21 protein-coding genes are annotated in these 26,894 nt (G+C 56.6%); 14 read left to right on the forward strand and 7 right to left on the reverse strand.

Annotated elements, in window-relative coordinates; genetic code table 11:
* Positions 1–133: 133 nt before the first annotated feature.
* The 5 genes from BJL95_RS03255 to hemJ all read left to right on the forward strand — a co-directional run bounded on the left by BJL95_RS03255 (position 134) and on the right by hemJ (position 3,946).
* The gene (locus BJL95_RS03255; RefSeq protein WP_071155439.1) at positions 134–1,717 is read left to right on the forward strand and encodes a glycosyltransferase family 39 protein; all 1,584 of its coding nucleotides are present in this window, start codon (positions 134–136) and stop codon (positions 1,715–1,717) included.
* Between the two features lie 63 nt (positions 1,718–1,780).
* The gene (locus BJL95_RS03260) at positions 1,781–2,506 is read left to right on the forward strand and encodes a glycosyltransferase family 2 protein (protein WP_071155440.1); all 726 of its coding nucleotides are present in this window, start codon (positions 1,781–1,783) and stop codon (positions 2,504–2,506) included.
* Positions 2,499–2,786: a lipid-A-disaccharide synthase N-terminal domain-containing protein gene (locus BJL95_RS03265; RefSeq protein WP_071155442.1), complete on the forward strand. Its 288-nt coding sequence runs from the start codon at positions 2,499–2,501 to the stop codon at positions 2,784–2,786. Before BJL95_RS03260 ends, BJL95_RS03265 begins: the two co-directional genes overlap by 8 nt.
* Before the next feature lie 87 nt (positions 2,787–2,873).
* Positions 2,874–3,446, forward strand: coding sequence for a DUF4124 domain-containing protein (locus BJL95_RS03270; RefSeq protein WP_071155444.1), 573 nt, complete (start codon positions 2,874–2,876; stop codon positions 3,444–3,446).
* Between the two features lie 74 nt (positions 3,447–3,520).
* On the forward strand, positions 3,521–3,946 hold the full coding sequence (gene hemJ / locus BJL95_RS03275) for a protoporphyrinogen oxidase HemJ (protein ID WP_071155446.1): 426 nt from the start codon (positions 3,521–3,523) through the stop codon (positions 3,944–3,946).
* A gap of 2 nt (positions 3,947–3,948) precedes the next feature.
* On the opposite strand, the gene murU is transcribed toward hemJ, so the two are convergent.
* Together murU and BJL95_RS03285 are read right to left on the reverse strand one after the other, a co-directional pair.
* Complete coding sequence (murU, locus tag BJL95_RS03280; protein ID WP_064031548.1) at positions 3,949–4,632, reverse strand: N-acetylmuramate alpha-1-phosphate uridylyltransferase MurU; 684 nt, start codon at positions 4,630–4,632, stop codon at positions 3,949–3,951.
* On the reverse strand, positions 4,629–5,630 hold the full coding sequence (locus BJL95_RS03285; RefSeq protein WP_071155448.1) for an aminoglycoside phosphotransferase family protein: 1,002 nt from the start codon (positions 5,628–5,630) through the stop codon (positions 4,629–4,631). The genes murU and BJL95_RS03285 overlap by 4 nt, the downstream gene beginning before the upstream one ends.
* A gap of 96 nt (positions 5,631–5,726) precedes the next feature.
* Here BJL95_RS03285 and lptD point away from each other — a divergent pair, with 96 nt between their 5' ends.
* Genes lptD through BJL95_RS03300 form a run of 3 tightly spaced genes read left to right on the forward strand, consistent with a single transcriptional unit; the run spans position 5,727 to position 10,433 of the window.
* Positions 5,727–8,588 (forward strand): LPS-assembly protein LptD, encoded by a 2,862-nt coding sequence (gene lptD / locus BJL95_RS03290; RefSeq protein WP_071155450.1) that lies wholly within the window; start codon positions 5,727–5,729, stop codon positions 8,586–8,588.
* Between the two features lie 7 nt (positions 8,589–8,595).
* Positions 8,596–9,876 (forward strand): peptidylprolyl isomerase, encoded by a 1,281-nt coding sequence (locus BJL95_RS03295; protein ID WP_071155452.1) that lies wholly within the window; start codon positions 8,596–8,598, stop codon positions 9,874–9,876.
* Positions 9,877–9,887: 11 nt separating this feature from the next.
* Complete coding sequence (locus tag BJL95_RS03300) at positions 9,888–10,433, forward strand: DbpA RNA binding domain-containing protein (protein WP_071155455.1); 546 nt, start codon at positions 9,888–9,890, stop codon at positions 10,431–10,433.
* Between the two features lie 92 nt (positions 10,434–10,525).
* On the opposite strand, the gene BJL95_RS03305 is transcribed toward BJL95_RS03300, so the two are convergent.
* Positions 10,526–12,835 (reverse strand): TonB-dependent receptor, encoded by a 2,310-nt coding sequence (locus BJL95_RS03305; protein ID WP_071155458.1) that lies wholly within the window; start codon positions 12,833–12,835, stop codon positions 10,526–10,528.
* Positions 12,836–13,186: 351 nt separating this feature from the next.
* On the opposite strand from BJL95_RS03305, the gene rnd reads away from it, so the two are divergent.
* A complete protein-coding gene (rnd, locus tag BJL95_RS03315) occupies positions 13,187–14,341 on the forward strand; it encodes a ribonuclease D (protein WP_071155462.1) in 1,155 nt (384 codons plus the stop codon).
* On the opposite strand, the gene BJL95_RS03320 is transcribed toward rnd, so the two are convergent.
* From BJL95_RS03320 to BJL95_RS03330, 3 genes are all read right to left on the reverse strand, one after another.
* Positions 14,338–18,831 (reverse strand): EAL domain-containing protein, encoded by a 4,494-nt coding sequence (locus BJL95_RS03320; protein ID WP_071155464.1) that lies wholly within the window; start codon positions 18,829–18,831, stop codon positions 14,338–14,340. The genes rnd and BJL95_RS03320 overlap by 4 nt on opposite strands.
* Positions 18,832–18,977: 146 nt before the next feature.
* Positions 18,978–19,631 carry a TMEM165/GDT1 family protein gene (locus BJL95_RS03325; RefSeq protein ID WP_071155466.1) on the reverse strand — a complete coding sequence of 218 codons (654 nt, stop codon included), beginning with the start codon at positions 19,629–19,631 and terminating at the stop codon, positions 18,978–18,980.
* A gap of 13 nt (positions 19,632–19,644) precedes the next feature.
* A complete protein-coding gene (locus BJL95_RS03330; protein ID WP_071155468.1) occupies positions 19,645–20,574 on the reverse strand; it encodes a ZIP family metal transporter in 930 nt (309 codons plus the stop codon).
* Positions 20,575–20,806: 232 nt separating this feature from the next.
* Between BJL95_RS03330 and BJL95_RS03335 the strand changes: the two genes are divergently transcribed.
* Entirely contained in the window at positions 20,807–21,325 is a 519-nt protein-coding gene (locus tag BJL95_RS03335; RefSeq protein WP_083385591.1) for a DUF2780 domain-containing protein, read from the forward strand.
* 30 nt (positions 21,326–21,355) lie between these two features.
* Here the strand turns inward: BJL95_RS03335 and BJL95_RS24435 are convergent, their stop codons facing one another.
* A complete protein-coding gene (locus BJL95_RS24435; RefSeq protein WP_139306109.1) occupies positions 21,356–21,550 on the reverse strand; it encodes a hypothetical protein in 195 nt (64 codons plus the stop codon).
* Here BJL95_RS24435 and nadA point away from each other — a divergent pair.
* From nadA to BJL95_RS03355, 4 genes are all read left to right on the forward strand, one after another.
* A complete protein-coding gene (gene nadA / locus BJL95_RS03340) occupies positions 21,538–22,632 on the forward strand; it encodes a quinolinate synthase NadA (RefSeq protein ID WP_071155470.1) in 1,095 nt (364 codons plus the stop codon). The genes BJL95_RS24435 and nadA overlap by 13 nt on opposite strands.
* A 948-nt stretch (positions 22,633–23,580) precedes the next feature.
* Positions 23,581–24,312, forward strand: a complete 732-nt coding sequence (locus tag BJL95_RS03345; protein WP_071155472.1) for a DUF1566 domain-containing protein — start codon at positions 23,581–23,583, stop codon at positions 24,310–24,312.
* A gap of 157 nt (positions 24,313–24,469) precedes the next feature.
* On the forward strand, positions 24,470–25,204 hold the full coding sequence (locus BJL95_RS03350; protein WP_071155474.1) for a DUF1566 domain-containing protein: 735 nt from the start codon (positions 24,470–24,472) through the stop codon (positions 25,202–25,204).
* Between the two features lie 696 nt (positions 25,205–25,900).
* Complete coding sequence (locus tag BJL95_RS03355) at positions 25,901–26,686, forward strand: PhzF family phenazine biosynthesis protein (RefSeq protein WP_071155476.1); 786 nt, start codon at positions 25,901–25,903, stop codon at positions 26,684–26,686.
* The last annotated feature ends 208 nt before the right edge of the window (positions 26,687–26,894 follow it).

Genomic DNA, 26,894 nt, shown 5'->3' on the forward strand with positions numbered 1-26,894 from the left:
TCAAGGTATCGGCTCGGTTTGACCGGCGGTTTCCGGTGTCGGACTCGGCGGCACAATATTCGCTTCCCTGCCGATTTCCACTCGCCGGTTCGTGTTCTCCAAGCGCCGGCATTTTCAAACTCATTCCAATCACATGACTGATCGACATTTGTTTTTCGCTCGCTGGGGCGTGTATCCGCTCTGGCTAGTGCTGACCTTTACGGTTTTTTTTCGCGCGCCGATTCCAATAGACGAAACCCGCTATTTAAGCGTGGCTTGGGAAATGTGGTTGCGTGGCGATTTTCTGGTGCCGCACCTGAATGGCGCGAGCTACAGCCATAAGCCGCCGCTGTTGTTTTGGCTGATGCAGGCCGGCTGGGCAGTGTTTGGCGTTAACGATTGGTGGCCGCGGTTGGTCGGGCCGTTGGCGGCGTTGGCGAACTTGGTGCTGCTGCGGCGACTGGCGCAAGCGTTGTGGCCGGAGCGGCGCGGGGTCGCCGGTTTGGCCCCTTGGATTTTGATCTCGACCTTGTTGTGGACCTTGTTCGCCAGTTCGACGATGTTCGACGTATTGTTGACCGACTGCGTGCTGCTGGTTCTGCTGGGGGTGTTGGCGGCGGCGCGCGGTGGCGGTTGGCAAGCCTGGGGCTTGGTCGGCTTGGGCTTGGGTTTGGGTATCCTCGCCAAGGGACCGGTGGTGTTGCTGCATGTATTGCCGACCGCGGTGGCCGTGGGTTTTTGGGCTGACCAGCGCCGGCCGGCGTATTCCTTTTGGTCGGTCGGCGTGGTCGGCGCGGTGCTGGTCGGCGCGGCGCTGGCTTTGAGTTGGGCAATCCCGGCGGCCCAGGCCGGCGGCGAAGAATACGGCCGCGCAATACTTTGGCATCAGACTGCCGACCGGACCGTCGGTACTAAAATTCATACTCGCTCGCCGTTCTGGTATCTGCTATTTCTGCCGCTGTTTTTGTTGCCGTGGGGCTACGCGCCGCGGTTTTGGCGCAATTTGCGCGAGATGCGGCTCGGTGAAGATGCCGGGGCGCGGTTTTGCCTGATTTGGTTTGGCGCGACGTTTGTCGTGTTTTCCGCCGTGCCCAGCAAGCAGATCCACTATTTGTTACCGGCCATGCCGGCGTTCGCACTGTTTGCCGCCAGAGTTTGGGACGAATCCGCTCAGGTGCGGTCGCGGTATTCGGAGATGGTGATTCCTGGGCTGCTGTTAGCGGTCGGCGCCTTTTTATTGGCGATGCCGACGATACCGGGTCTGGCGAAGTGGAGCTGGGTTCGGGCCTTGCAAGCGGACTGGGGCGCAAGCGTGTTACTGATCGCGGGCGGTTTGGGATTGTGGACTTGGCATCGCCAACGGTTGTCGCCGTTCGCGGCGGCAGCGGCCGTGGTGTTGTCCGTCGCCGTCGGTTTCGTTTGCTTTTTTCGAGATAACGGCGCCGCATACGACTTGTCGCCGACGGCTCGACAAGTCAAGAACTTCGCCGATACCGGGGTGCCGTGCGTGTATGTCGGTAACTATCAAGGTCAGTTGAATTTTTTGGGCAAGCTGACTCGGCCTCTGCCGGTCATTCCCGCCGAGCGGGCCAAGGCTTGGGCCGCCGAACATCCGGACGGTTATTTGGTTTCGTTGGAAAATCAGCCGCCCGGCGGCGAGTTTTTAGTGCAAGGCCATCGGGAATACTGGTTGGTCGTGCGCCATGCCGATCGGGCCGGCGAAATCAAGGCTCTTTAACAGACCGGTCAGGCGTAGGCATGGTTTGGTATAATCGATTGTTTTAGTAGAGAAAGTGGTGTTATGGAGATTTCCGTGGTGGTCCCTGTTCACAACGAAGCCGACAATGTCGGGCCGTTGATCGAAGAGATACAGCAGGCGCTGGAAGGGCGATTCGCCTTCGAAATGATTTTTGTCGATGATGGCAGTACCGACGACACCGCCTCGCGTTTGCGGGCGCTGATGGCGCGTTATCCCGGCTTGAGGGTGTTGAATCATCAACGCGGTTGCGGTCAAAGCCGGGCCGTGCATAGCGGCGTGGTTGCGGCTCGCTACGCCTGGATAGCCACGTTGGACGGCGATGGCCAAAACGATCCCGCCGACATCCCCCAGTTGGCCGCTGCTCAGCAGGCGGCTGACGACGAACAGTTGTGGATGCTGGCCGGTTTTCGGCATCGGCGCAACGACACCGGTTGGCGGCGATTTTCATCAAAGTTTGCCAACGCGGTTCGTCAGGCGATTCTGCACGACGAAACGCCTGACACCGGTTGCGGTCTGAAATTGTTCCGGCGCGACCGCTTTATGGTCTTGCCTTATTTCGATCACATGCATCGGTTTTTGCCGGCTTTGATACGGATGGCCGGCGGTCGGGTGATTTCGGTCAAGGTCAACCATCGCTCGCGTAGCCACGGAACGTCGAAATACGGTACCTTGGATCGCCTGGCGGCGGGTATCGTCGATTTGTTGGGCGTGGTGTGGTTAAAGCGTCGTTATAGTCGGCCAATAGTTAGCGAGGTGGCGCGTGGATAACGATACTTTATGGCTGATTGTAGGATTTCTGGGACAGGGTCTGTTTTCCGCGCGGTTTCTGGTGCAGTGGTTGGCCAGCGAACGGCAAAAGCGTAGCGTGATACCAACCATGTTTTGGTATTTCAGTATTTTTGGCGGCGTGACTTTACTGGTGTATTCGATCCATAAGCAGGATCCGGTCTTCATTCTCGGGCAGGGTATGGGCTTGTTGATCTATTTTCGTAATCTGTACTTTGTTTTGCGTCATCCGCGCTCCGGCGACGGCGTCGGTCAGGCCTAGAGTGGATCGCTTGGCAAACGGCCATTAATCGCGGTTTAAGTCGGAGGAATTATCGTCGCCGCCAAAAATTCGGTTTGGGAGGTGGATATGCGGTTAGCGTGGCTTTTATTAGGTCTGTGCGGTTTGACTTCGGCGCAAGCCGAGGTGTTTAAATGCTCGGGTAAGTCCGGCAAAACGGTTTACCAGCAAAAGCCTTGCTCGCAAGAAGGTGGCCGGCAACTCGACATACATGCCGATCCGGCGCGGGAGGCGGAAGCCAAAGCCAAGTTGGAAGCCTTGCGTGAGGAAAATCAGGTCAGAAAAGCCGCTCGGCTCGAGGCCGAAAAGCAGCAAGCCGAACAGCAACGCCAGATCGAGGAAGTCGAGGCCATGAAGCGTAGCGCGCTGGCCCAGCAACAACAAGCCGATGCGCAGCGGCGCCAGGCCGAGGCCTTGGAGCGGCGCAATTCTTATATCGGCGCGCCGGTAATTTATGCGCCGGTGGCGCCGATGCCCGGTATTCCCGGATTGCCTGGGTTAGGAGGCTCTCCGGGATATTCGGGCGACCAGCAGCATCACCATGAACATGAACGGCGGCCCGGCGAGGCTCCCAATCAGCCGGTCGACGATGTCGACGCTAAGCCCTCGGCCGAGCGGCGGGGGAAAGTTGGCGGCCGTTAAGTGCCGGTCGTTTCGTTTGTGGGTTAGGCTTTGCTGCTGGACCATTCATCATCTCGCGACACAGGAACACGACTATGCTTTGGTTGAAAGCGCTACATTTGATCTTTATGGTGACCTGGTTCGCCGGTTTGTTCTATTTGCCGCGCTTATTTGTGTATCACGCGATGAGCGACGATGCGGTAAGCCATGAGCGCTTCAAGGTTATGGAGCGTAAGCTGTACTTCGGTATCATGACCCCCGGCATGGTCGCGACCTTCGGTTTCGGGATCTGGATGTTGGGCGATTACGCCTGGACACTATATTCCGGTAGCGGCTGGTTGCATGCCAAGCTGGCGCTGTTGGGCCTATTGGCTATCTATCACGTTTGGTGCGGTAAGTGGTTGTTGGACTTCAAACACGACCGCAACTGCCATTCCCATGTGTACTTTCGGTGGGTCAACGAAATTCCGGTGTTGTTTTTGTTCGCGATCGTTTGGCTGGCGGTACTTAAACCTTTTTAGGCTCAGGCGGCCGATTCCGCGGCTTTGGTCAGCCGCTCCGATAAGTCGTGCAGACGCTCGGGCGTACCGATGTCCAACCAGTAGCCGTTATAACGTTCTCCGCTGATTCGGCCTGCCTGAATGGCACCGTTCAAAACCGGGCGTAATTTCAACGGTTCGATCGCAAGATTCGCGAACAGAGCGGGGCGATATACACCAATACCGCTGTAGGTCAGTTTGCCGCTGCCGACCTCGCTTAGCTGGCCGGTCGGCGTGACTGCGAAGTCGCCGGCGGGGTGGTGCGGCGGGTTGGGTATCATCACCAAATGGGCGAGATCGACATCGACCGTCCGCAATTTTTCCAGCGGAAAGTCGCAGGCGACGTCGGCATTCAAGGTCAAGAACGGAGCCTCGCCCAGTAAGGGCAGCGCCTTGGCAATGCCGCCGGCGGTTTCGAGAGCGGTGTCGCCTTCGTCGGAATAGCGTATTCGCACCCCCCAGCGCTCGCCGTCGCCGCAGTAGGCGGCGATTTGCTCGCCAAGATGGGCCAAATTGATCACGATTTGGTTAAAGCCCGCCGAGGCTAGGTGCTCAATGGTATATTCAATCAACGGTTTGCCGTTGGCTCTGAGCAGGGGTTTCGGCGTGTGGTCGGTTAACGGCCGCATGCGTTCGCCGCGGCCGGCGGCCAGAATCATCGCTTTCATAGGGTTTTGGCGTAACGCGTCAGGACGTGTTGTTGCAGGAAGCGCCCCATTTTTTCCAGCTCGGGATATCGGCGACAAACCTCTTCCACGTAGTTCAAGGTGCGGGGAATGTCTTGCAAGTAGCCGGATTTGCCGTCGCGCAAGTGCAGGCGGGCGAAGATGCCGACCGCTTTCAGGTGGCGTTGCATCCCCATCAGATCAAACCAGCGCCGGAATTGCCCGAAGTCGGCGTCGGTCAGGTTCAGCGTCAGCGCCTGTTGGTAATAGCGATCGACCCAGGTATCAACCCGCTGTTCCGGCCAGGCGATATAGCAATCGCGCAGCAGGGAAACCAGATCGTAGGTCAACGGGCCAATCACCGCGTCCTGGAAGTCAATGACACCGGGTGACGCTTGCGCCAGTAACATCAAGTTGCGAGAGTGGTAGTCGCGGTGCACGCATACCCGCGGCTGTTCGAGTGCTGAATCGATCAACAGGCTGTGCGTCGCGTCGGCCAGATCGCTTGTCATCGTCAGGTTCAACAAGCCGGCTAGGAACCATTCGTGGAAAATGCCCAGTTCCCGGCGTAGCAGTGTTGCGTCGTAGGCCGGTAGATCAAGGTTGATGCCGTGAAGGCGAGTTTGCAGCGTCAGCAGGCCGTCGATCGCATCGCCGTATAGCGTGTCGGCGTTGTCCGGAGTCAGCGCGTCGAGATAGCTGGTACTGCCGAAGTCTTCCAACAGTAAAAAACCGCGCTGGCGGTTTTGGCGATAGATTTTCGGCACGTGGAGGTCCGCGCCGGCGAACAACTCGGCAACCTTGACGAAGGGCTCTGTGTTCTCCTTATCGGGAGGGGCGTCCATGACGATTTGGCTGCCAAGGCCGTGGCTGATCCTGAAATAGCGCCGGAAACTGGCGTCGCTGGAAGCGGGGGCGATGCCGCGCACGTCCAATGCCAAGTCGTTGACTAGCCAGGCATTGAGCTCCGCGAGTCTTGAGTCTGAACTGGAAAAATACATTAGTTACTTATTGCCGAGCAACCTAAGGTAAAATGATGGGCATGCATTTTATTCGATTTCCGTTCCGCTAAGCCAATTAGCCGCTCAAGCCACTTCATGAATTTTCGGGTTCACTCCATTTCGTTGGCATTGTCCTTGTACACCACCAGTGCGGTTTCCGCGGCGAGCAACGGCGCCTGGAATTGCGAGCAGTCGCAAAGCGGCGAATGGACTTGTTTGAATCAAACCCCCGCCGGTGCCACGCCGCCTCAACCTCAGGTCATCAAAACCCAGCCCGCGCCGCCGGTACCGGCCCAGCAAGCCAAGCCAGCGCAGCCGGAGGTCAAGCCAGAGGTCGCGCCGGTTCGGCAAGCCGAGCCCAAGCCGGTGGAGACGGAACCGGCGCCGATCCCGCAAGTCGCTCAGCCTGTTCCGGCCGTGCCGCCTGAACGGGAAAAAGTCAAAGTGGTCGAAAAAGCGGTCAGCGAGGCCCAAAAACTTCGGGTTAAGGTCAACGAGCCGCAAAAGCCTGCCGCCGAGCCAGTGCAACCGAAAAGCCAGACGGCATCTTCCGGAACGGTTCCCGGTTGGACCTGTAAGACCGGCGACGATAAAAGCGGTTGGAATTGCAATCTGGTTGGTGCCGACCCGAAAGGCGAGGCCAGACCCGTCAGCGAAGTCGAGACGGAGCTTGCCGCGACCTATTGGCTGACGCCGACTTTTTCATATCAGCAAGAGCGATCCTTCCAGACCTTGCGGGGCGAGTTCGACCGCGATCCCTGGCAGAACTGTTCGACTTGGGGCAGCAAGAAACGCAAAATCAAAGCTACGTCGCAAGAGGCGCGCGACGCGGCAACCACCGATGTGACCGCCGATTTTTCCGAAGTGTACGACGGCGAGGTGCTCAATTTTGCCGGTAACGTCGATTTGACCAGGGCAGATCAGCACTTAATCGCGGATAAGGCCAGCTACGATACCGTCGCGGAAACCCTGGACGCGCAAGGTAACGTCTTGTATAGCGAGGATCAATTGGCGCTGTTCAGCGAAACGGCTTCCCTAAGTCTGGGCAAGGACGAGGCCCGCTTGCGCAAGGCCCTATTCGTCGTTCCCGAGGCGCCGTTCCGGGGTAGCGCCGATGTGGTATACCGGGATAGTAAAAGTTTATCGCGTTACAACGAAGCGGCGTTTACCAGTTGTTCGCCGGGTAACCAGGATTGGATCATGCATGCGTCGCGGGTAAAGATTAACCGCGAGTCCGGGCAAGGCTCGGCCAAGAATGCCTGGCTGGAATTCAAGGGAGTACCGGTGTTGTACACCCCTTACATCTCTTTTCCGACAGACAGCCGGCGATTGTCGGGCCTGCTGGCACCAAACTGGGGTACTACCCAGCGGAACGGCTTCGACGCTTCGGTGCCGTTTTATTGGAACATCGCGCCCAACTTCGACGACATTATCACCTTGCGTTACATGAGCAAGCGTGGCGAGCAGATTCGTAACAAGTTCCGGTATTTGACTGAAACCTCGCGCGGGACTTTTTCGGCGGAACTGCTGCCGTACGACGAAATCGCCGACAAATCCAGATATTCGGGGTCGTGGCAGGATCAGAGCGTCCTGGCCGAGAATCTGCGGACTTCGGTTAACTTGAATTACGTATCCGACAAAACCTATTTCAACGACTTGAACAATGCGCTGGGCTTTCAGGATACCCGGTTTTTGTCGAGTAACGCGTACGTAAACTACGGTATCTCCGACGTCTCGCTACAGGCCGGTGTGCAGCACTATCAGTCGGTGGACAAAACCGTAACCGACGCCGGCATGCCTTACGATATGCTGCCTAGAATCAATTTAAATTACGCGCATCAGTTCGACAATCTCCCGGTCAACTTGGCGCTGGACAACCAATTCGTGTATTTCAGCCACGATACCCTGGTCAACGGCCAGCGCTACAACATTGCGCCTTCGGTGAGTGTGCCGCTTGAGAGCGGCGCGGGGTTCTTGATACCCAAGTTGACCGGCCAATATACGCAGTACCAGTTGAACAATATTACCAATTCGGCTCAACCGTCTAGCGTCAGTCGGTTTCTGCCGATCTTCTCGGTCGATACCGGCTTGATGTTCGATAAGGAAATGAATTTGGCTGGAACACCTTACACTCACACGCTGGAACCGCGTCTGTTCTATCTATACATCCCGCGTAAAGACCAGAGCAACATTCCGATATTCGATACCAATTTGTTCGATACCAACTTTTATAGCTTGTTCAGGGAAAACCGTTTCAGCGGTGCAGACCGAGTGCAAGACGCTAATCAAGTGACCTTGGCGGCCACTTCGCGGTTTATCGATTCGACGACCGGTTTGGAGCCTTTGAAACTGAATTTGGGACAAATCCTCTATTTTCAGGATAGAAACGTCGATCTGGATTATCTGAACAGCAACACGGCGGCTCTGACTAGCAATACCTCAAACTTTATTGGCGAAATCAGCGGCCAGATGAACCGGAATTGGTCCTATTCGACCGGTGCGCAGTGGGATCCCGAGCGCAACAGTATTGCCCGCGGTCAGGCCGTGCTGAAATTCAGAAATCAGCCCAACGAAATCTTGAATCTAGGCTATCGGTATCGGCGTAACCCGCTGGATAGTTTGCAGACGATTTCGCAAACCGACGTGTCGTTCCGTTTGCCGTTATTCGGCGAATGGTACGGTTTGGGGCGTTGGCAATACTCGTTGAATTTCGACAAGACGACCGAAAGTTTCATCGGCATCGAGAAGGAAAATTGCTGCTGGCGTTTCAGGATTATCGGTCGCCGGTACATCAATGCCGCCAATAACATTACGGTGTTGAACGATCCGAGTACCAAGCCCGAGACCGCATTCTTCGTGCAACTGGAGTTGAAAGGTCTAAGCAGTTTCGGCGATAGCGTCGATACTTTCTTGAATACCAACTTGAACGGCTATCGTAAAGCCAGTTTCTTCGAGTAAATTGCCTATGATCAAACAGGGATTTTGGATACTGGCCTTGCTGGCTTACGTGACGGTCGGTTGGACGCAGGTGTTGGACCGGATCGTCGCGGTGGTCGAGGACGACGTGATTTTGGAACGGGAACTGAACCGGGAAGTCGAGGCAATTACCGCCAAGCTGTCCAGCAATAACGTGACGATGCCGCCGGAATTCGTGCTGCGCAAGCAGGTGTTGGAACGAATGATCGTCGACAAGTTGCAACGTCAACTGGCATCCCGCTCCGGGGTGCAAATCAGCGAGGAAATGCTCAGGTCGTCGGTCGCCGACATTGCCTCGCGGAACGGTTTGTCGGTCGAGGCCTTTCGCGACGAGCTGACGCGGCAGGGTATGGATTACAAAAGTTTTGAAGACAATCTGCGGAATGAAATTGTCATTAACCAGTTACGCGGCCGGGAAATCGGCAGCCGGGTCAAGGTCACCGACGCCGAAGTGGCGCACTATCTGGAAACCCAGGGCAAGGCCGGCCAAGTCTCGTCGCAATACCATTTAGGCCATATTCTGGTGGCGGTGTCCGAAGGTGCTTCGGCCGGCGCCATACAAAAAGCCAAGGACAAGGCCGACCAAATCGTGGCGGATTTGCGCGGCGGCAAGGATTTCAAGCAAACCGCGGTTAGCGTATCCGACGACAATAACGCGCTGAAAGGCGGTGATTTAGGATGGCGTAGCCTCGGGCAGATTCCGTCCTTATTCGCCGATGTGGTGCCGACGATGGGGCAAGGCGACGTTTCCGAGCCGATTCGTAGCCCCAGTGGATTTCACATCATCAAAATGCTGGAAACCGAGGGTGGCGCGCAGCACATCGTGACCAAGACCAAGGTCAGACATATTCTGATCAAGACCAACGAACTGGTGGACGACGCCGAGGCGCAAAAACGTTTGCTGGCGTTGAAGGAACGCATCAACGACGGCGACGACTTTGCCGCGTTGGCGCGCGCGCATTCCGACGATAAAGGCTCCGCGATCAACGGCGGTTCGTTGGATTGGGTCAGTCCCGGTGCGCTGGTGCCGCCGTTCGAGGAGGCGATGAATAAGTTGGGCATCAACGAAATCAGCGTACCGGTGCAAACGCAGTTCGGCTGGCACATGATCCAGGTCCTGGGCCGCGAAAATCAAGACAACAGCGAACAATTCAAGAAGGACAAGATCCGCGAGGAAATTCGCAAACGTAAAATCGAGGAAGAGACTGAGTTGTGGTTACGGCGCTTACGCGACGAAGCCTACGTTGAAATCGATTCCGACCGCCTGTAACGAGGGCAACGATGTCGGCCGAAAAACGCAGAGAAGAAAAACTGAAGCGGCGTTTGCAGCGCATCGTAAAAGAGCAGGATTTGACCAAGCAACGCGAGTTCGTGGCAGGAGCGATGGCCGAACAGGGCATGGACGCTTTGACTTGCGCGGCTGCGTTGATTTATCTGAGCCATCCCCAACTATTCGGCGGGTCTGTTGCCGCCGGGGCGCCGATGCCTGCTAAATCGACGGCGGTCGAGACGTCCACGGCTAAGCTGCCCTGGCTGGATTACAAGATGGTGCGTTACCGTTTGGACGTGGGTTTGCAGCATCAGGTCGCGCGCGAGCAGATTCAAGACATACTGGTGCAGGAGTCCGGCGTCGATAAGCGCCGTATCGGCCGCATCGATATTCGCCAGCACTATACCTTGGTGGAGTTGCCGGACGGCATGCCAACCGATATTTTTCAGTTGTTGACCGAGGCTGCGATCGGGCCTCACAAATTGAATATTCGCCGGGTCAGGCCCAATAAATTTCGCCAAGCGCGGGGTAAGTCCTCGGCGGAATCGGCTGGCTAATCCCTGGCTTGCAAATCGGCGGTTTAACCGCCGATTTTGGCGACACGACCTTGTGTCGCAGCGGCACCTCCCTGGCGCCACCAAGCAAATTTCTACATCGTCAGACGAACGCCTATCCAGGCCGCCCGCGGCGCGCCAACGCCGACGAAGCGAGCATTCATGTCGTTAAGACCGGCGTTGACGCCATCCAACACTTCGCCGGTATTGCCCCAAGTGCCGAAATTGGCGTATTCGCGGTCGAATAGATTGTTAACCCGGCCGAACAGCGTCACATGTTGGTTGAAGCGGTATTCGCTACGCAAATTGAACACGACGAAGCCCGGCAATTTGCCGGTCAAATTGGCTTCGTCGCCACGCAGCGCCTGGGAGCTGTTGTAGTTCATGTCAAAACCCAGGGTCAATTGCGGCAGAATGTCCACATCGCTGCTGAATTTGAATTGATGCGCCGGAATGCCGGGAATCCGGTCGCCGACATCCACCCGGATATTGCCGTCTGCGTCGGCGGCTGGATTGTTGGGGCTGCTGGATAGAAACGGCGTCTGAAAGGTCGCGTCGATGTAGCTGTAGTTCGCCGACCAGCGCCAGCGTTCGTAAAACTTACCGGATAATCCCAATTCCGCGCCTTGGCGTTGAGTCTGACCAACATTGGCGAAATAGCCGGAGTTGCCGATCACGCTGCCCGAACTTTGAAAAATGATGTCGTTGTTGTTGATGGTATGGAAAAAACCGGCGTTCCAATCGACGTATCCTTCCAATAGACGGCTCAAGCGGCCGCGAAAGCCGGTTTCCCAGGTATTGGCGACGACTTGTTTCAACGGCGGATCGGAGACGAAGGCGTTGGGCAATTTGCACGGTGCGCTTGGATCGGCGCAGCTTAATTCCATCGGTGTCGGAATTCGCGACGATTCGCTGTAGTTGCCGTAGAAGGTCAGTTCGGGCATGAACGCATAAGTCAGGCCGGCGGCCGGATTGAATCGGTCGTAGGAATGGCTGCCGTTCAAATCTTCGCCGAAGTGGTCGCGCAATTTGACGTGAGATTGGTTGTAACGGCCGGACACCGTGACATCCAGTTTGTCGGCCAGATTCAACGTGTCGGTCAGGAACAGGCCGTAATGATCGGTTTCGGCGGTGAGTCTGACATGCGAATCCTGCAGCAGCACGCCGCCGGCCGCGACGCCGCGATCGCCGGTCAGCGCACCCAATTCGGTGTCGGCGTGATAGCGGGCGTTGCCGTGGTCGAAACTGGCGCCGCCGATCAAGTGGTTGTTCCGGCCGAAAACTTTGTGATCGATCGCATCCTGCAACGCGAAGCCGAACGATTGTTGCAAGGTGCTGGAGGTGTTGATGGTGCCGCCCTCGAAGGCGTCGTCCGCTTGTATGCCTCCGCCGCCCAACGCCTGTAGAGCTTCGTCGTCCCCGTTGCACAAGGCGGTCGGGTCGCCGCTGCAAGGCGCGAACTCGCTGCCGTCGCCGTTGTAGGTGCTGATTTTATTGCGCCGGTAGTACAGCGTGCCGGACAGCTGGTTATGGTCGTTCAGCCAAGTATCGCCGTCCAGAGAAACCAGCAGCATCCGGTTGCGGGTGATATCCGGGTGCGTGAAGATTTGATCGCGTCCGTAAGCCAGCATTTGCTGGGGCAGGGCGCCGTTGCCGCGTAGGGTGTTGTCAGTGCCGGCGATGCTCAAGTCCAAGCTGGATTTGACGCCGCGCCAACTCAGCGTGCCGAAGCCTTGTTTGGCTTCGCTAGGTGAATGGGCGCGCCAGCCTTTCTCATTGAAATATTTAAAGTCCAGGAAATAGCCCCAGGTGCCATCGTTCCAGCCGCTGGTGACTTCCTCGGAATGCCGGTCCCAGGAGCCGCCTTGCGCTTCGAAGCTGTGTCCGGGCGCTGAAAAACCGGTTTTGGTATTGATACTGATCGAACCGCCCAGTGCGTTCAAGCCGAAGGCCGGGTTGGATGCTGGCTGCAGGCTCATATTGTCGATCGCGCCGTTGGGGATTAAATCCCAGTTGACCATGTCGCCGAACGGTTCGTTAAAGCGAATGCCGTTCACGTAAGTCGCCAGGCCTTGCGGCAGGCCCATCAGCGGCGAAGCGCTGAAGCCGCGGTATTGAATGTCCGGTTGCAACGGATTGTTTTGGGCGTCGTTGACGTTGACGCTACCCAAGTAGCGATTCATGTAGTCCGCCAACGATAGGGCCTGCGATTCTTGAAGTTTCTCGGCAGTCGCGGTTTGAACGTGGGCGGGAATTTTGTTGATATCGACGCCGCCGAATTGTAGCGGGGTCACCGCGACGACTTCGACGCTGTCCAGATTGGCGGGGGCCACTTCCTCGGCTATGGCCTTTGCCATTGGCAACAGACCGAAGCAAGGCAGGATGCCAAGCGCAAGTTTTTTCATGATCGACTCAAGTTAGCTTCAGCCGACGGATGATACCTAACAGCTTACAGGTGGGGGAGGTGAAAACGGAAAAAGGAAAATTTCCCGATAAGCGGCTAATGGCCAGGCGCCGCCGATTCGGTGAGCCATTCGGCGCGTGGCACGGTAAAATGACCGGCTTTAAGGACGATTGTGCGAATTCAGCTGGGATTGGAAGCTCGGATGCTGGCTTCGAGTGTCTACCCTGGCGGCCCGACGGATTCACGCGGAAGATCGCGGGTCGCTTTTGTTGGCGGTTCAGGCAATGCCGGACCGTGCGCCAGCTCCCTTAATACCGCCCAGGTTTTCTTTTCCCCTACGCAATAACACACTATGACCATTCAATATATCGATACTCCGGAACAACTTCAGGCTCTCTGCGTACAGATCGGCCGTCACGACTGGATCGCGCTGGATACCGAGTTTTTGCGGGAGAAAACCTATTACCCCAAGTTCTGCTTGTTGCAAATTGCCACGCCGGACTGGGTGGCCTGCATCGATCCGCTGGCGATCGCAGATCTGAGTCCGCTGTTCGAGGCTATTTACAATCCCGCCATCGTCAAGGTATTGCACTCCTGTCGCCAGGACTTGGAGATTTTCTATCAACTGAGCGGCAAAATTCCGATGCCGGTGTTCGACACCCAAATCGCCGCGCCGTTGCTGGGGTTTCAGGAAAATCCCGGTTATGCGATGTTGGTGTCCAGCTTCCTCAACGTTAACCTGAGTAAGGCCCATACCCGCACCGACTGGTCGGTGCGTCCCTTGAGTCCGGAACAGATCGAGTACGCCGCCGACGACGTGATCTACCTCTGCAAGATCTACACCTTGATGTGCGAGCAGTTGGATAAACTCGGTCGCTTGGATTGGCTGAATGCCGATTTCGCGCTGTTGAACAATCCGGAGTTGTATCAACTGTCGCCGGAAAATGCCTGGTTGCGGATACGCGGCAAGAACAAATTGACCGGCAAGCAATTGTCCATCATGCAGGCTTTGACCGAATGGCGCGAACGTACCGCGCAGCAGGAAAACAAACCGCGCAACTGGTTGTTGGCCGACGACATGTTGCTGGAGTTGGCTAAATTGCAGCCGGTGACGGTCGCCGATCTGGCCAAGGTCCGCAATATCGGCGAACGCACCGTCAACCGCTACGGTAAAACCCTGTGCGAACTAATTGATGTCGCTCGCCAACGGCCGCCTAAACCGCTGGTCGAAAAAGGCAAACCTCAAAAGAAAACCCAGCAAACCGAAGCCATTCTGGATGTGCTCGGCGCGGTCGTCAGAATTCGGGCCGAGGAAAACTCGCTGAATCCGATTATTTTGGCGACCCGCAACGATCTGGAACAATTGCTGGCCGGCGACGACGATTGTCTGCTGCTACAGGGTTGGCGCTACAACATGGCCGGACGGGAATTGCAAGGTTTGCTGCGCGGCGATTACAGCTTGCGTTTGCGCGACGATGCCGTCGAAATTAGTCCGGTCTCCGCTTAGTTCTCGCGGTCTCGACCCAAACCGAAACGCTGGGTGAACAGTTCCGCCGGTACCGGCGGCGAAAACCAATAGCCCTGACCGTAATCGCAACCGATCGATTTCAGCAAATCGCGCTGGCGTTCGGTTTCGACGCCTTCGGCTATCACTTTCAGGCCCAGCTTGTGGGCCATCACGATAATCGCTTCGCAGAGCGCGAAGTCGCTGGAATCCTCGGTCAGGTTGCGGACAAAGGACTGGTCGATTTTTAAATAGTCGATGTCGAATTTTTTCAAATACGACAGCGACGAGTAGCCGGTGCCGAAGTCGTCGATCGCGACTTGCATACCGGCGTCCCGGAACGCCATCAAGTGGTCCTGAACGTTGGTATTGGCGTCCAGCAGCAAGCCTTCGGTAATTTCAACGACGATGCTTTGTCCCGACAGGCCGAGGGAGTGCAAATAATCGAACCAATGACGGGGTGCTTGACCGGCGCTTTGGAATTGCACCGGCGATTTGTTGATGCTGATTTGAAACTCGCGGTGCAAGCGGCTTTGCCATTCCAATACCTGCTGGGCGGCGGTTTCGAACACCCAATCGCCAATCTTGTTGATCAAGCCGGTTTCCTCGGCCAGCGGAATGAATTCCGTCGGGCTAACGACGCCGCGCGTCGGATGTCGCCAACGCAGCAAAGCTTCCGATTTATGGACTTCGCCGCTGACCAAGTCCACGATGGGTTGGTAGTGGAGCGATAGTTGCCGCTCGCTCAAGGCGTTGCGCAAATCGGCCAGTAGCGCCGCGCGTGCCTGCAACGCATCCTGCAACGCCTTGGTAAAAAAGCTATAGGCATTCCGGCCCCGGTTTTTGGCGGCGTACATCGCCTGGTCCGCGTTCTTCAACAGCTCGCTGAGGTCGGTGCTATCGGTCGGGTAGAAGGTGATACCGATGCTGGCCGAGACGTAGGTGGTGTCCTCGGCCAGTTGGAACGGCGCGCTCAATTGCTCCAGCAAATGCCGGGCTATCGGTTCGGCGCTGCGCGGTTCGTCGAGTTCGCCCAGGATGATCGTGAACTCGTCCCCGCCCAGTCTGGCGACGGTGTCCGATTCGCGGACGCAAAGCTGCAGCCGTTGCGCGGTTTCCTTGAGCAATTGGTCGCCGATGTCGTGGCCCAAAGTGTCGTTGACTTCCTTGAAGCGGTCCAGATCGATAAACATCAGCGCGAACATCTGGCCCATACGGTGGGCTTTTTTGATTTCCTGTTCCAGCCGGTCGCGAAACATCCGGCGATTCGGCAGACCGGTGAGCGGATCGAAATTGGCTTGCCGCCAGATTTGTTCCTCCGATTGCTTGCGTTGCGTAATGTCCGAGAACAACGCCACCCGCCGTTGCGGATGGCCGGAGGCGTCGTAAATCGTGTTGATCGTTAATTCTTCCACGTAAATGCGGCCATCCTTGCGGCGATTCTTGATTTCGCCGTGCCACGTGCCGGTCTCTTCCAATGCCCTCCACAACTCCCGATAAAACCCGGAATCGTGTTGATCCGATTTTAACACCCGTGGATTTCGGCCGACGACTTCGTCGGCCGCATAGCCGGTCATCGAGGTAAAGGCCGGGTTGACGCTGAGGATATTGTTGTCCGCGTCGGTGACGACCATCGCTTCGCTGCTGTTCTGATAGACCAGCGCGGCCAGCCGCAAATTTTCCTCGGCCTTGCGGCGTTCGCTGACATCGCGGGCGAAGCCCACGCTACCCAGCAATTCGCCGCTCTGATCGATCACCGGGGCCTTATAGGTTTCGTACCACTTGCGAAGTCCGCGATCGATGATTTCTTCCTCGACGACCAGATTGGCGCGGGTTACCATGACGGTGCGGTCGTCGGCTCGATAGCGTTCGGCCAGTTCCGGCGGTGCGATATCCAGATCGGATTTGCCGACCAATTCGTCCGGCGTGCCGGCGTCGAAGATGGCGGAGAATTCTTGATTGACCGCCAGAAACCGGCTGTCGCGGTCTTTCAGCCAGATTGCGTGAGGAATGTTGTCGAGCAAGGCGCGTTGATAGTATTCCTTTTGCCGCAATGTTCTTTCCGCGTGGCGGGTTGCGGTAACGTCGCGGAATTGCCAAATACGACCAAGATAAGCGCCCGTTTTGCTGCAAATCGGCGCGGTGTGGAATTCCAGTATCGTGTCGTCGAGCAGTTCCACTTCGTCGCGGGCGATAGCATCCGGTTGAGCCTGAACCAAAGCGATGCTCCGGGTCATCTGTTCCGGGAGTTTCATTTGTTGCCGTGCCATCTCCAACTGCGCGGCAATACAGTCCTGGTTCGCCAGGTCCGGCGGCATCCGCCACAATTCGCCAATCCTCAGGTTTTGCTGCACCTTGCGACCTTCGGCGTCGACGGCGACGATACCGTCCGGCGTCGATTCCAATACCGCCTCCAGAAAAGCGGTGCGCCATTGCAACTGCTTTTCCAGTCCGCGCAGTTCGGTGACGTCGGTGTAACTCCAGACCCGGCCGATAATTCGATCGCCGATGCGTTGGGGGCGAGAATAACGTTCCAACAGCCGGCCGTCGATGAGTTCCAGCAGGTTTTTGATTTCCCGTTCGGGATGCTCGCGCAATTCGTTGACTTGGGCGCGCGTCAGTTCCGGGGCCTTCATCTGCTTCAGGATGAATTCCAGCAAGGCATGGCAGTGGTCGCCCTCGCGTAACATGTCTCTCGGAATTTGCCACAGCGCTTGAAAGCGCTGGTTGAAGCCGCGGATGTAGCCGTCCAGGCTAACCACCAAAATGCCGGCGGTGGTGGCTTCCAACGTGGCTTGCAGCATCGATAGCGATTCGGCCAGTTGTTGTTGACCCTGCTTGTTTTGGGTAATGTCTTCGTATAAGCCGAGGATACCGATGGTGGCGCCGTCGCCGTTGATCAGCGGCATTTTCGAGGTGCGCAGCCAGATGGTATCGCCGCTCGGCGTGGTTTGCGGTTCTTCGAAATTCAACTTAGGCGTGCCGGAAGACATGACCGCCATATCGTCGCTTCGGTATAAATCGGCTTGGTCTCGCCACGTCATTTGGGTGTCGTCCTTGCCGAGCATTTCCGAGGCGCGCCGCCGGCCGGCGTCGTTGGCGAACAGCGTGTTACAGCCCAGATACCGCGAGTTGAGGTCTTTCCAAAACACCCTGACCGGTAAGGTTTCCAGGATGGTTTGCAGCAATAAATTGGATTCGGTCAAGGCTTTTTCGTAGCGCATCCTTTCGGTGATATCGAAATAGGTGACCAGATAGCCGCCCTGAAGAGAGTCGCTAAGCGCGGTGGTATTGGCAAGGGCCGTAAGGGTAGCGCCGTCGCGGCAACGAATATCGACTTTCTCCGGTGCGATGTCTTGCCGGTTTAGACTGGCGCTCAGATGGCGTCGCGAAACGGCCATGATCGAATCCCGGTAAGCCGGATCGGGGTAGGCCAAGCGCCACCAATCGTCGCGACAGCGAATATCGTCTTGGGTGTAGCCGAAAGTCGCCGAAAAGGCCGAGTTGAAGAAGACCACATTGTCGTGGCGGTCGTAAAGGATGTGCGGTACTGGTGAAGCGTCCACGATATGCCGTAGGCGTAGCTCGCTGTCGAGTAGTTCTTCGGCGATGCGTCGGCTGCTGTGTAATGTCAACGCCAAAGCCATGCCGCAGGTCGATAACGAGGCCATGAACAGCCAGAAATTGAACAGATCGCTTTGCTCGAAATCGTGGGCGAACTTGCCCACGTGCTGGGCGGCTCCCAGCAAGGCCTGCGCGGCGGTGAGGACCATCACCAGTACCACGCCGTGCCGCCCAAACCGCAGGGCCCCCCACAGGACGCAGAAAAATGGCCAATAAGTGTGTGGGGCGAATTTCAGATGGTCGGTAAACCAGTCGAAAAACAGAATCTGGCCGACCAGAAAGGAGAGTCCGACGAAAATCACGGTTTCCGGCCAGCGTTTGCCGTGAAACCAATTGCTTGGCCAGCGTCGCCAAATCAACGTGGCCGGCGTGGCGAAGACGATGCCAAACACATCGGCCATCCACCAGTGCAGCATGGATTCGCCGAGTTCCCCGGCGGGTACGTAACCGCTTGCCAACAGTGCCGCCGGGCCGATCGCCGCGCCGATAGCGGAGCAAACCACGCCAACCAGCACCAGTGTTAAAAAATGTTTGGGTTCGGATAAGGTGACTGAAAAATTGCGATTGTTGCCGAGCAATCGCGCCGCGGTTAAAGTTTCCAAGGTATTGCCGGCCGCGATCAATCCCGAAAGCCAGAGAGAATCGTTGACCATTAAACCGGCGGCCAGCGCGCCCAAGAAAATGCCCGGCCAGTACCTTAGACCTTTCAACAGCAACACCGCGAGTCCCAATCCGCCGGAAAACCAGACTAGCGTGACGTTGCCGCTGGTCGAAAAGTAGCTCAAAGTGATTTTGGCGATTGCTCCGTATAGCAGGGCCAAGCTAAGGATGCCCGGCAAATCGCGCCGGCGGTCAAGAGGTGTCGCCATCGAATCAGAATAGAAAGAAGCGGAAACTGTCGAAAATGAAACTCACAAGTTCGTTGCCGGTTTTAACGTTGGCGTGGGGTTGCCCAAACCGGTTAGATCGTAAAGCCGCCGTTTCCCGTCGCGTCAAAGCGCGATGCGGCGGCGATTCATAGAGCGATCAGTCCGGCCGCGTTAAGGCTGAGATAGGTTTTATATCCGGCGACCGCCGCCAGTATCAGGAAAAAGCCGCCGCTGAGCTTATGGAGCAAGCCCAACGGCATTTTTTGCAGCACGGTGCGGCCGGCGACTACCCCCAGCAACGAGGTCAAGCCCAGTGCCGCCGTCGAGCCTAGCCAGACCGCCGCCGCCGGCGCGCTGCTGCTGAAACCGACCACCGCCAGCTGGGTCTTGTCGCCGAATTCCGCCACCGTAATCAATAAAAACGTGGTCAGAAAAATGCCGTGACCGCTTTTTTCGACGACGGCTTCGTCGTCGTCCTCGTCTTCACGATTGAATACCGCGTGCAAACCGAAGCCGGCGAACAACAAGGCGACGCCAGCCGACACCGCGTATTCCGGCAGCCAGTTGGCGATGGCGACGCCAAACACCACCGCCAGCGTATTCAGCAGCGCGAACGCGGCCAGCGCCCCCCACCAGACCGGTGCGGCCCGGTGGCGCGAAGCCAGCGTCATGCACACCAATTGGCTTTTGTCGCCGATTTCGGCGGCGGCGATCAAGGCCAGACTGGTCCCGGCGGCGGCCGAAAAGCCGGCAGGGTCGGCGGGCGTCAACCGGTCGATAAGCTCGATTAGATGATCCATGGCGTTGGTGCGCTTAGCTGAGGATTTTGTCCAGCATCATCATAATGATGAAGCCGACCATCAACGAAAACGTGGCGATGCGCGAGCGGCCCTTGGCATGGGTTTCCGGAATGATTTCCTCGCTGATCACGAATAACATCGCTCCCGCCGCGAAGCCCATCGCAATCGGCAGTATCGACGAAAACACCGTCACCATCGTAATGCCCAGCAGGCCGCCGACCGGTTCGACCAAGCCGGTCGCGGTGGCGATCCCAACCGCTTTCCATTTGTTGTAGCCCAAGCCGACCAACGGTAGCGCGACGGCCAGACCTTCCGGCAAATTTTGCAGCGCGATGGCAATGGCCAACACCAGGCCGTTATTCATATTTCCCGAGCCGAAACTGACGCCCACCGACATGCCTTCCGGAAAGTTGTGGATCGTGATGGCGATGATGAACAGCGAAATTTTTTGCAGCGAATTCAAACTTTCGTCGCTGACCGCGTCGAAATGCAGGTGAGGCAGGCGCTCGTCGGCAAAATGCAAAAACACCGCGCCCAGCAGCATGCCGGCCGCGACGATCCACAAACCCTTGCCCGGCCAGATCTGGTCGCCGAAATCGATGCCGGGTACCAGCAGCGAGAAGGCGGTGGCGGCCAACATGACACCGGCGGCGGCGCCGAGCATACTGTTGAACAGGCGCTCTGAGATGTCCTTGAAAAACAGCGCCGGTAACGCGCCGACGCCGGTCGCCAGGCCCGCCAGAATGCTGGCCATAAAGCCGATCACGACCACGCCGTCGAATATCAGGTACAGACTGCCGAACACCACGACTTGCGACAGCAAAAACAAACCAGCCAGAGCGCCCCAGCGTTGTAGCGTGGGCAGCGTCATGATTTTCAGATACCGTGGATGGGCTTGGAGACGGAGGTAGTATTCCTCGAGCTTGGCTTGTATGTTTTGCATTTTTTATTATCCGAAGGTGAGGGTGCGTAAAGTCGCGATTATACTGAATTAACCGCCGCCGAGGTTCGTCGCTCCGGTTGTCGGCGGGTAATTCGCGGATTTGTCTAGCCCCTGGCAAATATGCCGGGAAAACCGGTGCGATTTCGGTATCATGCGCGCGGCACCGGGTTGGCGCTGTCAACGCAAAAGGCCGCGAAAGCCAACCGGAATCGCCTTTTTCACGGGAGTCACAATGAGCAAACTCAATTTCAGCAAAGGATTTTTTCTAGCCGCGGCGGTCGCTGTGGCCGGTTGTAATGCGCCGCAGCCCTACACCGGGCAAACGTTCGCGCAAACCCCGGCGCTGCCGTCGGTGCCGGCCGCGGGAAACCTGGGCGCCGAGATGGACTTGGTGGGCCTGTTGGTCGGTCAACTGGGTATCTCCCCACAGCAAGCGCTGGGCGGAGTGGGTTCGATATTCTCGTTGGCGCAACAGCGCCTGAATCCGGGCGACTTTTCGCTACTCAGCTCCAATGTGCCCAATATGGACCGCTATCTCGGTGCGGTTTCGAATCAGCCCAAGTTTGGCGATGACGGCGGGTCGTCGCTACTCGGCACGGCCGGAGGTTTGCTGGGTTTGGCCGGGTCGTTTCAGAGCTTGGGGATGAACAGCAGCATGATCGGCCAATTCGTACCGGTGGTCTTGCAATACGTGCAAAATCAAGGCGGGGCTTCGGCGATGGCCTTGCTGGAGCAAGCTTTGTACCGTTAGTTTCGGCGGGTTGGTCGCCGCTCGGCGTTGCTACGGTTTGCGTTTTTCGTCGGCGTTTGGCGCCGGTTGAGCGGAGACGACACCCGCATCCTGGCTCGCTCCGCTACCGTCTTCGAACGGTTTGACGATCGGATTAGCCAACGCCGGGAACCGGCTACCGATTTCGCGGCCCAAGCCGTTACAATGTGTTCTTTTGATCGCCGGGTTGAAACATGACTGCCGCATTACCTATCCATGATTACGCCTTGTTGGACGACGCCGAATGCGCCGATCGTATCGCCGCCGCCAAAGCCCAGTTAAACGGCCGCTGCATCGTGCTGGGCCATCATTATCAACGCGACGAAGTATTCCAGCATGCCGATATTTATGGGGATTCGCTAAAGTTGTCGCGCGAGGCGGCGCAATCGGCGGCCGAATTCATCGTGTTTTGCGGCGTGCATTTCATGGCCGAGGTGGCAGACATCCTGTCCCGGCCCGAGCAGATCGCAATTTTGCCGGACTTGGCCGCCGGTTGTTCGATGGCCGACATGGCCAACAAAGTTAAAGTGCAACAATGTTGGGACGAGTTGGCTAAGATCATCGACGTCGAACATTCGGTGACGCCGGTGACCTATATTAATTCCGCCGCCGACTTGAAAGCTTTTTGCGGTCAGCACGGCGGCATCGTTTGTACCTCGTCCAATGCCCAAAAAATCCTGAATTGGAGCTTCGAGCGCCGCGAAAAAGTCCTGTTCTTCCCCGACCAGCACTTGGGCCGCAACACCGGTTACCGGATGGGTATTCCGCTGGAACACATGGTCACCTGGGATTTCAACAAACCGCAAGGCGGCCTGACCGAGCAACAAATCCGCGACGCCAAAATGATTTTGTGGAAGGGTTACTGTTCGGTGCATCAGGCTTTTCAGCCCGAGCAAATCGATAATTTCAAGGCAAAATATCCGGAGACCATCGTGATTTCGCATCCGGAAGCCTGTTTCGAAGTGTGCGAGAAATCGGATTACATCGGTTCCACCGAGATGATTTTAAAAATTGTCCGCGAGGCCGAGCCCAATACCCGCTGGCTGGTCGCCACCGAATTGAATCTGGTCAACCGGCTGGCCCAGGAAACCAAGGCGCAGGGCAAGCAGGTCCATTTCATGGCGCCGACCTTGAGCATGTGCTCGACGATGTTCCGTACCGATCCGCAGCATTTATGCTGGGTGTTGGAAAACCTGGCCGCCGGCCATGTCGTCAACCGAGTGTCGGTCCCGGCCGAAGAGGCCGCTCTGGCTAAGTTGGCGTTGGATAATATGCTGCTGGCGTCTTAATGCGTTGATAGCGCGCGGGCTAGGCGTTTGCCGCCGGTTCGGCGGTAAGCGCTCGGTCCTCGCGAATGGTTATCCGTCCAGCCGCCGTACTTCTTAGCGTCCAATCTTCTGATTTAGTAAGTCTTCAGCGATCTGTAGCCCCTCTTTGAAAAAAGAGGAGCAGGGAAGACTATTTGAATAAATCCCCCTCAGCTCCCTTTTTCAAAGAGGTTACTTGGATTGGGGCCGCTTGAAGCCTATGTTGAATAGTTACTGAATTTTAACCCGGTCCCTTTGGCCCCGAGTAAGTAGAAGGGCGTAACACCAAAGGCTTAGACGGGGTCGATCAGCGATCAATCGGCCCTCCCAGTCCAGTTTCGCCACCGGCAATGCCGACAGCAAGGGTATAGACCGTTCCGTGCCGTGTTTCCACGATTCCGTGACTGCCGAATCGCTGTACGCCTCGCCAGCCGTGGCTTGCAGAGGTTTTCCCCCAACGTTGGAAACACGCGTAAAAACGGTTCCGGGACGGGCGTCGAAGTCGTCGTGCCGCCATTACCCTAAAGCTGCGCGCCGATCCGCGCGATCAACTGTAATATTAAGCAATTAACCTAGCACCCTAACAGTGTCGCAGTTTCATTGACTGCCTGTAGAGTTGGTCTGTATTGCTAAAACAGCATATAGTGGGCGCTAATTAATTGAGCGGAGATATTTTTCGCGCGCTATGATTAAGCCGCGCCGGAGGAGCGTTAGGCCGGTTTTTATCGCCTACGGTTGCCGCGACTCGCGTCATGGCGAGGAGTGGCGCTGTTGTTGGGATAACTCGAATATCCACTCGCAAGTACCGCGTGATTTGGGCTCTGAAATTGAGGCGCGGAGGACAGCTCGAAACCTGTTTGTCCCGACTCAAGATAGCCTCTAAGCGATATTCGATGGTCATTTTTGTTCATTGATTGAAAGGAGAAGTTCATGAATACCCGTAAAACTTTAGTTGCCTTGGGGTTGTTACTCGGCGGCGCCACGTTAAACGTCCACGCCAGCTTGACCAGTTACACCGGTACCGACGGCGCTGGCTTGGTCTACAGTAGCGTCGGCAACGTGACTTGGACGCAAGACGCCAATTTGTTCAAAACCCTGTCCAATGCCGACCATTCGCTAATCAGCCGGGTTATCGCGTTGACGCCTACAACGAATTATTACGCCTCATCCGGGCCGCAGGTCACCTTGACGGCGAGCGATTTCGGCAGTTTCAATGTCAACATTCCCTCTTCAGGCTTCCTAAGTTGGTGGGGGGCTATCGCCTTCGCCAATTACTTAAACAGCATCGACTACGGCGGCAGCCACCAATGGCGCTTGCCGACCAGCAATGCCATTGTCGGTTTTAACGGCACCGCCGGTAACGAACTAGGCCAATTGTTTTATAGCGAATTGAACGGTACCGCCGGCAAGTTTATTCCCAACACCCCAACCTTCGACAACGAATCGCCGGTAGCCTACTGGTCTGGTATTGAGTTCACTTCCAACCAGGCCGCGGCGTGGGGCTTTGACGCTCGAAAAGGTGCCCAGGGCTACGATGAAAAGGGTCGCGAGCATCTGGTTTGGCTCGTTAGCCCAGGGCAAGTGGCTGCTGTGCCGATACCGGGCGCATTAGCGTTGTTTGGAACCGGGCTGATGGGATTGCTGGGTTTGCGGAGAAAATAACATTCCGTCGTTTCGGGTAAGGCGGCGGTTAACCCAATTCTTTTTGTAGACGCTTAAATCTAAAAAACGCGGCGCTGACGCCCAATGTATTTTGATCGTTGGGCCGGGTCGATGAACTCTAATTGTCGCGCGCACCCCATACCCAAGGAGTTTACTCATGACACACAGGCTACTTACCTTCGGCGTTCTGCTCGGCGCCGCCGCGTTCAACGCCAATGCCACGCTAATCAGCTTTACCGGTGCCGATGACGTTGGTTTGGTCTACAGCAGCGTCGGCAACGTGACCTGGACGCAAGACGCCAATCTGTTGGCTACGCTGGAAAGCACTTACGGTTTCCGAAACGTCATCCAAGCCATTATCGCCGCTAGCCCTACCGTTAGCGACACGCCCAACAGCTTCGACGGTTACACCGGTTCTTACACCGTGAAAACCACCGATTTTTCGTCGGACGGTAGAGCCAACTGGTTTGGCGCGCAAGCTTTCGTTGGCTTACTGAATCGCGTCAACTATGGCGGCAGCTCGCAATGGCGCTTGCCAACCAGTAATGCCATCGACGGATACGACGGCAGCGCCGGCAACGAATTGGGCCAATTGGTTTACCGCGAATTGGACGGTTCGGCGTCTAATTCCATTCCCAATACCAGTAGCTTCGACCACGAGCAAGCCTCTTCGTACTGGTCAGGTACCGAGAATGCGGCTTCCCCCGGTAGCGCGTGGTATTTTGAAGCCTATTACAGTAGTCAGGCCAACCGCCGGAAGACTTATCAACACTACGTATGGGCGGTGAGTCCCGGACGATTGTCGGCCGTGCCGATACCGGGGGCTGTTTGGTTGATGGGTAGTGGCCTGATGGGATTGTTGGGTCTAAAACGGCGCGGGCGGGTTGGGTAGCAGGCATATTTAGCGATTGGATTTTGTTTCGTTAGCCGGCGGGAATTATCCCCTGGGTGACTGTTTAACGCGTATCGAGCGATCGTATTGACTCGGGCTTGCAATGATTAAACCGACCGGTGCGATCCCCCCTCGATTCGCTTCCGAGAACGCAGGACGTTTGCCTCGACTCCGTTCGGAGAGCGCGCAGGTTGTTCCCCGAGAGGAGGCGATTGTTCCCCGAATGAAGTCGATCACTCCCTGAGCGGAGCCGGTCGTTCCCTGAGCGGAGCCGAAGGGAACTAAAGCGTCTAAAGCCCGAAACACTAGTTCCCGCCCTTTGACTGAACGCATCCGCATTGGCGATAAAAACCTGGCAAATCGTTGCTGGATTTAGCCGTTACCGCAAACACAACCAGCGCGCGGCATTGCCAAATTCGGGGCCTTGGAAAATAACAACCGCCGCACCGTTTGCGACTCGCGCGGTTTGTAATCTCTCCGAACGCCATGCTGGCCAACTTATTCGAGCGGAGATTTTTTCTACGCGTTTGAGTTGTTACGATGAGTCGAGGAGGAGTTGGTGGGCGGTTACCGACCCAATGCAGAAGTTGAGCATCTGTGCGCTCTGGGTCTGCTTTACACCCAGAAGCCGACGATGCAGAATGGTCGGTCGAGTTTGTGAACTACCTCGCTAGCCAGTACATTAGGAACTAAACAATGAGACTCAAGCAATATCAGGTCGATGCATTTGCCACACGTGTTTTCGAGGGTAACCCAGCAGCCGTGTGTCCCTTGGGCCATTGGCTGGACGATAGCCTGCTCCAGGCGATTGCCAATGAAAATAATCTTTCCGAAACCGCTTTTTTCGTCCCTTCCGAAAATGGTTTTCATCTTCGATGGTTTACACCTGTTGCTGAAGTCGACCTCTGCGGGCACGCTACACTAGCCGCAGCGCATGTTCTTTTTGACATCCTTGGTTACACCGGAAAGCAGATTACTTTTCAAACCAAGAGCGGAGAATTGGTTGTCGAGTCAAAAGACGGACTGTTGACGATGGATTTCCCTGCGCGACCACCGGTGATGAAGCCCATTCCCGATGCTTTGGCTGTCGGACTAGGCCGCCCACCTCTCGAAGTCTGGGCAGCAAACGATTACATCGCTATTTTTGAGGATGAAGAAACCTTGCGCTCTATCAGTCCGGATTTCGCCAAGCTACAGGAGTTGGACCTGCGCGGAGTTATTGTTACCGCGTCGGGCACAGATGTTGATTTTGTAAGCCGTTTCTTCGCACCAAAAATTGGAATACCCGAGGACCCAGTAACGGGTGCTGCTCACTGCGAACTGACACCTTACTGGGCGCAGCGGCTAGGGAAGACTTCCTTCGAGGCGAGACAGGATTCACCGAGAGGCGGGAGACTCTCATGCCAACTACAGGGCAACCGTGTGATTCTCTCTGGAAAGGCCGTCACTTTCATGATTGGCGAAATCGACTTGGGTGATTAGGACGCGATGCTAAAATGCCGCAATCCGACAGAGAGCAGTCGGCTGTTCTGACAAAACTGAAGGCCATAAGGTGCGCAAACTATAGGGTGCTGCCGTCAGGCGCACCGTTCGCGATCGTTGCGCCTCGCATGGCTCGGCACAACCTATAGGCGGTTGCACTTTTTTGGGATTACGGCTGGCGGCTGTAGATCAACCAACAGACCTTCGT

The sequence above is a fragment of the Methylomonas sp. LWB genome, from assembly GCF_001856095.1.
GTDB lineage: Bacteria > Pseudomonadota > Gammaproteobacteria > Methylococcales > Methylomonadaceae > Methylomonas > Methylomonas koyamae_A.

Coding starts and splice junctions, on each gene's coding strand:
- hemJ (WP_071155446.1), top strand. CDS start 3,521: ATGCTTTGGTTGAAAGCGCTACATTTGATCTTTATGGTGACCTGGTTC.
- BJL95_RS03300 (WP_071155455.1), top strand. CDS start 9,888: ATGTCGGCCGAAAAACGCAGAGAAGAAAAACTGAAGCGGCGTTTGCAG.
- BJL95_RS03345 (WP_071155472.1), top strand. CDS start 23,581: ATGAATACCCGTAAAACTTTAGTTGCCTTGGGGTTGTTACTCGGCGGC.
- BJL95_RS03335 (WP_083385591.1), top strand. CDS start 20,807: ATGAGCAAACTCAATTTCAGCAAAGGATTTTTTCTAGCCGCGGCGGTC.
- BJL95_RS03330 (WP_071155468.1), bottom strand. CDS start 20,574: ATGCAAAACATACAAGCCAAGCTCGAGGAATACTACCTCCGTCTCCAA.
- BJL95_RS03325 (WP_071155466.1), bottom strand. CDS start 19,631: ATGGATCATCTAATCGAGCTTATCGACCGGTTGACGCCCGCCGACCCT.
- BJL95_RS24435 (WP_139306109.1), bottom strand. CDS start 21,550: ATGCGGCAGTCATGTTTCAACCCGGCGATCAAAAGAACACATTGTAAC.
- BJL95_RS03305 (WP_071155458.1), bottom strand. CDS start 12,835: ATGAAAAAACTTGCGCTTGGCATCCTGCCTTGCTTCGGTCTGTTGCCA.
- rnd (WP_071155462.1), top strand. CDS start 13,187: ATGACCATTCAATATATCGATACTCCGGAACAACTTCAGGCTCTCTGC.
- nadA (WP_071155470.1), top strand. CDS start 21,538: ATGACTGCCGCATTACCTATCCATGATTACGCCTTGTTGGACGACGCC.
- BJL95_RS03355 (WP_071155476.1), top strand. CDS start 25,901: ATGAGACTCAAGCAATATCAGGTCGATGCATTTGCCACACGTGTTTTC.
- BJL95_RS03295 (WP_071155452.1), top strand. CDS start 8,596: ATGATCAAACAGGGATTTTGGATACTGGCCTTGCTGGCTTACGTGACG.
- lptD (WP_071155450.1), top strand. CDS start 5,727: ATGAATTTTCGGGTTCACTCCATTTCGTTGGCATTGTCCTTGTACACC.
- murU (WP_064031548.1), bottom strand. CDS start 4,632: ATGAAAGCGATGATTCTGGCCGCCGGCCGCGGCGAACGCATGCGGCCG.
- BJL95_RS03350 (WP_071155474.1), top strand. CDS start 24,470: ATGACACACAGGCTACTTACCTTCGGCGTTCTGCTCGGCGCCGCCGCG.
- BJL95_RS03270 (WP_071155444.1), top strand. CDS start 2,874: ATGCGGTTAGCGTGGCTTTTATTAGGTCTGTGCGGTTTGACTTCGGCG.
- BJL95_RS03320 (WP_071155464.1), bottom strand. CDS start 18,831: ATGGCGACACCTCTTGACCGCCGGCGCGATTTGCCGGGCATCCTTAGC.
- BJL95_RS03255 (WP_071155439.1), top strand. CDS start 134: ATGACTGATCGACATTTGTTTTTCGCTCGCTGGGGCGTGTATCCGCTC.
- BJL95_RS03285 (WP_071155448.1), bottom strand. CDS start 5,630: ATGTATTTTTCCAGTTCAGACTCAAGACTCGCGGAGCTCAATGCCTGG.
- BJL95_RS03260 (WP_071155440.1), top strand. CDS start 1,781: ATGGAGATTTCCGTGGTGGTCCCTGTTCACAACGAAGCCGACAATGTC.